Genomic DNA, 6,462 nt, shown 5'->3' with positions numbered 1-6,462 from the left:
GACCCGGGGAGATCCCCGCGCTCTGGCAGCGGATCGCCACGGCCGCGGCGCTGATGGCCCCGGTCGGATGGGCCGCCGAGCAGGTCACCGGTGCGAGCCCGCGCACCGTCGGGGCGGCGACCGGTTCGGTGGCCGGGCTGCTCGGGCTACGTCCGCAGAAGGTCCTGCTCGGACCGTTGTTCGGCGCGGTCCTCGGCGCCGGCGCGGCCCGGCTGCCCGGGCGACGTCCGGTGCCGGGCGCGGTGGTCGCCGCGACGACGATGGCGAGCTGGCGCACCCTGTCGGCCCTGCTCTTCCGGGACGCCCAGGTCAGCCTGCTCGCCGAGCGGGTGGACCCGGCGGACCTCCCGTTCGTCGTGCCCCGCCAGGCCACCGCCCGCCGGGTCGGCACCGGATACATCCGGGATCTGGCCGATGAGCTGGGCGGACGGTACGAGGCTGCCGCGGCCGACGTCGGCATCGTCGCCGATCTCGGGGAACTCACCGGGCCGGAGTTCGACCCCGCCGGCGTCGACCCGCTGGTCCGCGAGTTCTACGAGCACACCACCCGGTTCGCCCTCGACATCGAGCCGCGCTGGCGGATGTGGGTGCGCCCCGGCTACCTGCTCTACCGGACGCTGCTGGCCCGCCCGCTCGGGCAGGCGAACGTGCCGATGAACCAGCGTGAGACCCAGCGCGGCATCCACAGCCGCATCGACACCATCACCCTGCCCGCGGCCACCCCGCCCGGCTCGGCCCGGCCGGTCTCCGGTCAGCCAGCCTCAGCCCCGGTGGGGTCGGCGCCGGTGGAGCCGGTGGGGTCAGAGCCGGTGGAGTCAGAGGCGGTGGCGCCGGTGGTGGTGCGCGGCTGGATTCGCTCGTTCGCCGACACCGACGAGCCGATCTACGTCGGCATCTACACGACGTACCGGTTCGGCGACCGCGGCTATGTCAGTGTCGGCTTTCCGCTGCCGCAGGCCAGTTTCACCGCGACGCTGGTGCCACAGGCCCGGGCCGGTGGGGGTCTCGTCCTGACCAGTCGCAGTGAACTCGACCATCCCGGCCATTACCTGGCCACCCGGGACTCCTCGGATGGCCGGCTGACGGCGCTGGCCGTCCACGGTTTCGCCGAGACGTTGGAGGTCCACACCGTCGACGGTGAGCTACGCGCCGAACACGCCTTCGCGATCTTCGGTATTCCGTTTCTCGTCCTGCACTACCGGATCACCCGCAAGCCTGCCGGCTGACCCGCGAACCCTTCGGGGAGGCGCGAGCCCTTCGGCTGGACCCCGAACTCCTCTGCGGAGCCCGGCGTCCTCCCTCCCCGCCAGGTTCGACGAGGAGGGAGGACGTTTTCGGCCCTGGACGAGCCGCCGGACGGCGGGGCAGGGCGTCCGGACATCAAGGCCGCACCGGCCGTCGCCGTGGACGGCGCCGCGGCCGGGCGGTGGGCGAGGTCAGCCGGCGTCGTTGCCGGTGACCGGGGTCGAGGTGGTACGCCGCCGCGGCACCAGCGTCGGACGCAGGCAGCGGGGCTGGCGTGGACTGATCGCCCGCGGGGCGAAGTTCCCGCGGGCGGCCGCGTCCGGCGGACCGGACTGCGACGGGATGTCCGGCCGCGGGGGGATACCCGAGGACGGTTTGGGCGGCTGACCCGGCCCCGAGGATCCCGGCCGACGTGGCGGCTGCCCTGGCAGGTGTGCCGATGGCTGGCCGGCCGTGGGTGGCGCGGGCCGGGGCGCGGGCCGGGGTGGCAGCGTCGGGAAGGAGGGATGCCAGGGCGGCAGCGCGGCGCCCGGTGGCCGCTGTCGGGGCAGTCGCGGTGGTATCGCCGGGCGCTGTCCGGGGACGGTCGGCGGCGTCAGCGGTCGCTGTCGGTGCGGCAGCGCCGGGATCGACGGACGCTGGGTCGGGGCTGTCGTCGGCGCGGTCGTCGGCGGTGTCCCAGCTGGCGTCGATGCCGGTGGCGTCGTTGGCCGCTCGGGCGTTCCCTCCGGGATGGTGCCGGTGCTCGCGGTGGGCAGGGCGGCACGTCTGATCATCGGGATGGTGAGCGAACCGGTGTCGCTACCCGGCGCCACCTCCGCCGCGGGAGCGGCCTCGGCGAGCGGGGCAACGCTGGCCGAGGAGGCGATATCGAGCGGACGGGAACCCACCTCGGGAGCTGGCGGGATCACCTCGGTGACCGACGGGGTCAGGGTCGTCGTCATCGAGGTGCTGGCCGGCAGCGAGACGCTGGCCAGCGAGGAGGCACCCTCGCTCGAACTCCCGGTGGTGGGTCGCGGGTCAGATGGTGCGCCGTCCTGGGACGGCTGCGCGCGTGTGGAGACGTCTTCTGGTGGACAGTGGCGTGGGAGCGCCGTCCTCGCGGTCCGTCGGCGCAAGCGCCGCTCCGCCGCCGCGAGCGCGACGAGAAATCCCAGCAGGATCATTGCCGGCGTCAGCATCGCCGTCCTTCCCCCCCGAACAGGTCACCGAGGACCCGCCCCCGTTGCTTCTGGCAGAGGCGTCCAGGCCCGATCGGTCCCGCGTCGTCATGGTTCTTGCGGGCAGTTGACACGGTACGAAGGGATGGCCCGGGTACAGCCCGATGCGCTCACACCGCGACGGTTAGCCGAATCGGGGGGTGCATGCCCTGGCCAGGTGTTCGTGGTTACCCCCGCGGCCAGCACCGGACCGGTACATTCGCGCCATCGTGTCCACCATTTCCGGTCCGGTCGACGTGTCTCGGTCGTCCGGACCCGCCCGTTCCCACCGTCGCGTCACCCTCTGATTGCCGCGGTCGCCGGTGCCCACCTTCGTTCCACTCTCGCTTCTCGCCGCGTTCCTGCTGGCCTCGTCCGCGGCGGTGCAGCAGCGCGCCGCCGCACGCAGCCACTACGTCGCCGACGACGACGCGCGGGCCGTCGTGCCCGGACCAGGCCACTTCCTCGACCTCGTGACCCGGCCCCTGTGGCTGGTGGGCTGGCTGCTCAACCTCGCGGGATTTCTCATGCAGGCCGTGGCTTTGCACCTGGGCACACTCACGCAGGTGCAGCCGCTGATGGTCACCCAGCTCGTCTTCGCGCTCCCGCTGGCGCTCGTCGGAACCCGGCTACGGATGGCCCGCACGGCCTGGTGGGCGGTCGCGGCGATCTGCGCCGGGCTCGCTCTGCTGCTCGCCGTGCAGGATCATCCGCCCGCGCACGCGCCGCTGGACCGGACCCGGATGGTGATCGCCACCGCGGCGATCGCGGTCGCGGTGGTCACGCTGGTCGGGGTGTCGTACGCGCGGCGGCCGGCGGCGCGGGCGGCGCTGCTCGGCACCGCGGCCGGCCTGCTCTACGCGCTGAGCGCGCTCCTGCTCAAAGAGACCACCGACGTAACCCTCACAAACGGGTTGCACGCAACAGTCACGCGCTGGCCCGCATATGCCCTGTGCGGGGTCACACTGACGAGCCTGTGGCTGGGTCAGGCGGCCTTCGCGGTGGGCCCGCTGGCCGCGGCGATCACCGCGATGACCATTACCAATCCGACCGCGGCCTACGCGCTTGGCCTGTCGGTGTTCGACGTGCCCACACCCCGGCAACCCGGGGTGACCGCAGGTGTGGTCGTCGCGGCGGGGCTCGTGATCAGCGGCGTGTATCTGCTGTCCCGCCCCGCCGCCCTGCCCCGCCCACGACGCACCGCGCCGCGCCAGCCACCCGCTCAGCGGTTGCCGAACAGGCCGCCCAGGCCGCCGAGGTTGCCGAACCCGCCGCCGGGCCCGCCCTGCTGACCGCCGCCGTGGCCCCCCAGCTGGTTGCCCTGGAAGCCCTGGTCACCGAATCCGAAGTGGCCGGCCGCACCGGCCCCCGCCAGCGCGTTGTACGGCGGCAACAGCTCACACGGCTGGACGATGACGTAGCCGTCGCCGCTGAACTGCATCTGCCAGCTCTCACCGGTGTTGCCCCGCGGCCGCCACACCGACGAGGAGGTCACCGCCGCCTGCATGCTCACCTGGAGGCCCGCCGACCAGCCGACGACCGCGTCGGCATCGGCGAAGTAGTAGTTCTGGTAGGTCACCCGCATCACCAGGGGCGCACCCGAGGTGCAGACCGCGACCCGTCCGGCGCCCCGTAGTTCGATCTGGTACGATCCGACGCCGGCGATGCCGACCTGGGTGTCGACGCGGACCAGGTCCCAGTTGAGCTCGGTGCTGAAGGCGAGCACGTTCTTGCCGTCGACGGTCAGCCCGTCGCGACCGTCGAGGTCGAGCAGGTGGATGTCCTGGGCCTGGTTGGCGAGGAAGACGTTGCCTGCCCCGGAGACCTTCATCAGGTTCAGGCCCTCACCGCCGCTGAAGAAGCTGCGGAACTGCCCGCCCCAGCCCTCCCAGTGCGCGTCGAAGTTCACGCCGCCCTGGTAGGCGACCATGGCGCCCTTGCGGGCGTAGAACTCACGCATGCCGCTCGGGCCGAGGTTCGCGCGTAGCAGCTTGGAGTTCTGCAGCGAGAACGGCTCGTTGGACTGCCGCTCGGGATTGTCCAGCAGGCTGGAGCGAATCCCCCCGGCTGGTCCGCCCGCGCCGGGCGGCATTCCCCCGTGCCCACCCGGCCCACCGGGTGGCATGCCGGGCCCACCCGGGTAGCCACCGCCTGGCCCAGGCGGATAGCCCTGGCCCGGCCCGGCCGGCGGATAGCCACCTGGCCCCTGACCTCCCGGCGGGTAGCCCTGCCCGGGCGGAGGCTGTGGCGGATAGCCCTGGCCGGGCGGAGGTGGCGGATAGCCCTGCCCGGGCGGCGGATAGCCCGGCCCGCCCGGCCCGCCGGGGTAGCCGCCTGGTCCGCCGGGATGATTGCCGTACCCACCCTGCGTCATGTCCTCGTCCTCTCCGCCGTCCCCGGCCGGCAGGGGATCCACTGGATTCGGTTGCCGCGGCGCATGTCCGCTAACCCCGCAGCGACATGGTGGGGCGTTCGTCCTCGCTGGGCTGGACGACGACGAAACCCTGCCCGGAGAAGCCGAGCTGGAACGCCTCGCCGGAGCCCCGCCCGATCAGCCCGCCCAGGCGCGCGGTGCGCCGCGGCTGCACCTGGAGGCCGTCGGTGTAGGCGACGAGTGCGTCGGTGTCGACGAAGGTCGGGGCCTCGCGGGTGTCGAGCACGATCGGGTTGCCCTTCGCGGTGAGCGCCACCCAGCCGTGGCCGCGCAGCACCACGTTGAACATGCCCATCCCGGACAGCATCGTGATGCCCCGGACCCGTTCGATGTTCCACTGCAACGACGCGTCGAACGCCAGGATGTTCTTGCCGTTGACCGACAGGCCCTCGCCGGCGAGCTGGGCGACGATGACCTCCTTGCCGTAATCGGCCAGGTAGAGCAGGCCCTGCCCGGTGGCGGTCATCAGCGGCACACCCTCGCCGGTCGCCCAGGAGGACGCGATCCGGCCCAGCTGCGGGGGCTGCGGGTTGAAGTCGATCAGACCCTCGTAGGCGATCATGGACCCGGTGCGGGCGAACAGGTCCTGCCCGGGGTTCATCACCACCTTGACGATCTTGGAGCCGTGCTTGCTCATCCGTTCCATGACGGGCGTCGGCCCGTAGTGGTCCATCAGGCTGCCGTACATGCTCACACCTCGTAGGGCTGGACGACGACGAAGTGCCCGGCGAAGCCCATGAACTGCAGGGCCAGTGCCTCTCCGCTGCTGCCAGCGTAGATCTGACGTGAGATCCGGACCTGGGTGGAGACGCTGACCCGCATCCCCGTCGTCCAGGCGACCAGGGCGTTCATGTCGGCGAACGTCGGGCCGGCCACCGGCAGCGTCATCGGCGTGCCCTTGGTCATGACGACCACCGACCCCGGGCCGGACACCTCGAAATGGAACAGACCGCCACCGGGAATGCCCGGGCTTTCGATCCGGCGCACCTCGGTGCGCACGGTCGCGTCCATGGCCAGCAGGTTGTTGGCGTTGATGCACAACGACGAGCTGCCGAGCTCCACGATGTGCAGGTCGGCGGCATCCTGGGCGAGGAAGACCTCGCCGACGCCCTTGCAGGTCATCAGCTTGAGCTTCTGACCGGTCAGCTTGCCCTCGATCATGCCGCGCAGGCCGCCGCTTTTGTAGTCGAACTCCACGTCGCCCTGGTAGGCGACCATCGCGCCGCGCAGCGCCAGCGCGTCCTCGCCCAGGGTCACCTTGACGAGTTTGCCGTTCTGCTGCGTCCAGCGACCGGCGGTCGGGCGCTCCCGGTAGGGCGCGAGGCTGTTGAGCGCCCCCGGCTGGGTCGGCTGCACCTGCGACGGCAGCGGCTCCGGCCCACCGAACCCGGCACCGGGCACCGGCGGCTGGCCGCCCGGCATGCCACCCGCCGCCGCGCCGGCGTAGGCCGGCTGCCCGCCCGGCGCCGGCTGACCGCCGTAACCGGGCTGACCCGGCTGACCCGGCTGACCCGGCTGACCCGGCTGACCCGGCTGACCCGATGGGGTGCCGCCGTATCCCGGCTGACCTGGGGGGGTGCCGTA

Annotated in this window: 6 protein-coding genes; 2 read left to right on the top strand and 4 right to left on the bottom strand. The window is 72.4% G+C overall.

Translation table 11 applies throughout. From position 1 onward, the window contains the following. Nucleotides 1–1,226 (top strand): hypothetical protein (locus tag G6R24_RS22650; RefSeq protein WP_225438642.1); only part of this gene is annotated, 1,226 nt, incomplete at its 5' end. Between the two features lie 210 nt (nucleotides 1,227–1,436). Here G6R24_RS22650 and G6R24_RS16960 read toward each other — a convergent pair. Then, nucleotides 1,437–2,426, bottom strand: coding sequence for a hypothetical protein (locus tag G6R24_RS16960; protein WP_163550208.1), 990 nt, complete (start codon nucleotides 2,424–2,426; stop codon nucleotides 1,437–1,439). A 341-nt stretch (nucleotides 2,427–2,767) separates the two neighbouring features. On the opposite strand from G6R24_RS16960, the gene G6R24_RS16955 reads away from it, so the two are divergent. Further along, entirely contained in the window at nucleotides 2,768–3,736 is a 969-nt protein-coding gene (locus G6R24_RS16955) for a DMT family transporter (RefSeq protein ID WP_175084693.1), read from the top strand. Here G6R24_RS16955 and G6R24_RS16950 read toward each other — a convergent pair. The 3 genes from G6R24_RS16950 to G6R24_RS16940 all read right to left on the bottom strand — a co-directional run. Further along, a complete protein-coding gene (locus tag G6R24_RS16950) occupies nucleotides 3,667–4,818 on the bottom strand; it encodes an AIM24 family protein (protein WP_163550207.1) in 1,152 nt (383 codons plus the stop codon). The genes G6R24_RS16955 and G6R24_RS16950 overlap by 70 nt on opposite strands. A 70-nt stretch (nucleotides 4,819–4,888) precedes the next feature. Then, nucleotides 4,889–5,566 (bottom strand): AIM24 family protein, encoded by a 678-nt coding sequence (locus G6R24_RS16945; protein WP_163550206.1) that lies wholly within the window; start codon nucleotides 5,564–5,566, stop codon nucleotides 4,889–4,891. 2 nt (nucleotides 5,567–5,568) lie between these two features. Then, nucleotides 5,569–6,462 (bottom strand): AIM24 family protein (locus G6R24_RS16940; RefSeq protein ID WP_225438641.1); only part of this gene is annotated, 894 nt, incomplete at its 5' end.

Origin of the sequence: Candidatus Frankia nodulisporulans (assembly GCF_902806475.1) — a bacterium.
Taxonomy (GTDB): domain Bacteria; phylum Actinomycetota; class Actinomycetes; order Frankiales; family Frankiaceae; genus Frankia; species Frankia umida.
Note: the sequence above shows the minus strand (reverse complement) of the source record. Positions and strands in the feature narration are given on the sequence as shown.

Excerpts from the sequence above, each read along its gene's own strand:
- G6R24_RS16960 (WP_163550208.1), bottom strand. The coding sequence starts at position 2,426 with ATGCTGACGCCGGCAATGATCCTGCTGGGATTTCTCGTCGCGCTCGCG.
- G6R24_RS16950 (WP_163550207.1), bottom strand. The coding sequence starts at position 4,818 with ATGACGCAGGGTGGGTACGGCAATCATCCCGGCGGACCAGGCGGCTAC.
- G6R24_RS16945 (WP_163550206.1), bottom strand. The coding sequence starts at position 5,566 with ATGTACGGCAGCCTGATGGACCACTACGGGCCGACGCCCGTCATGGAA.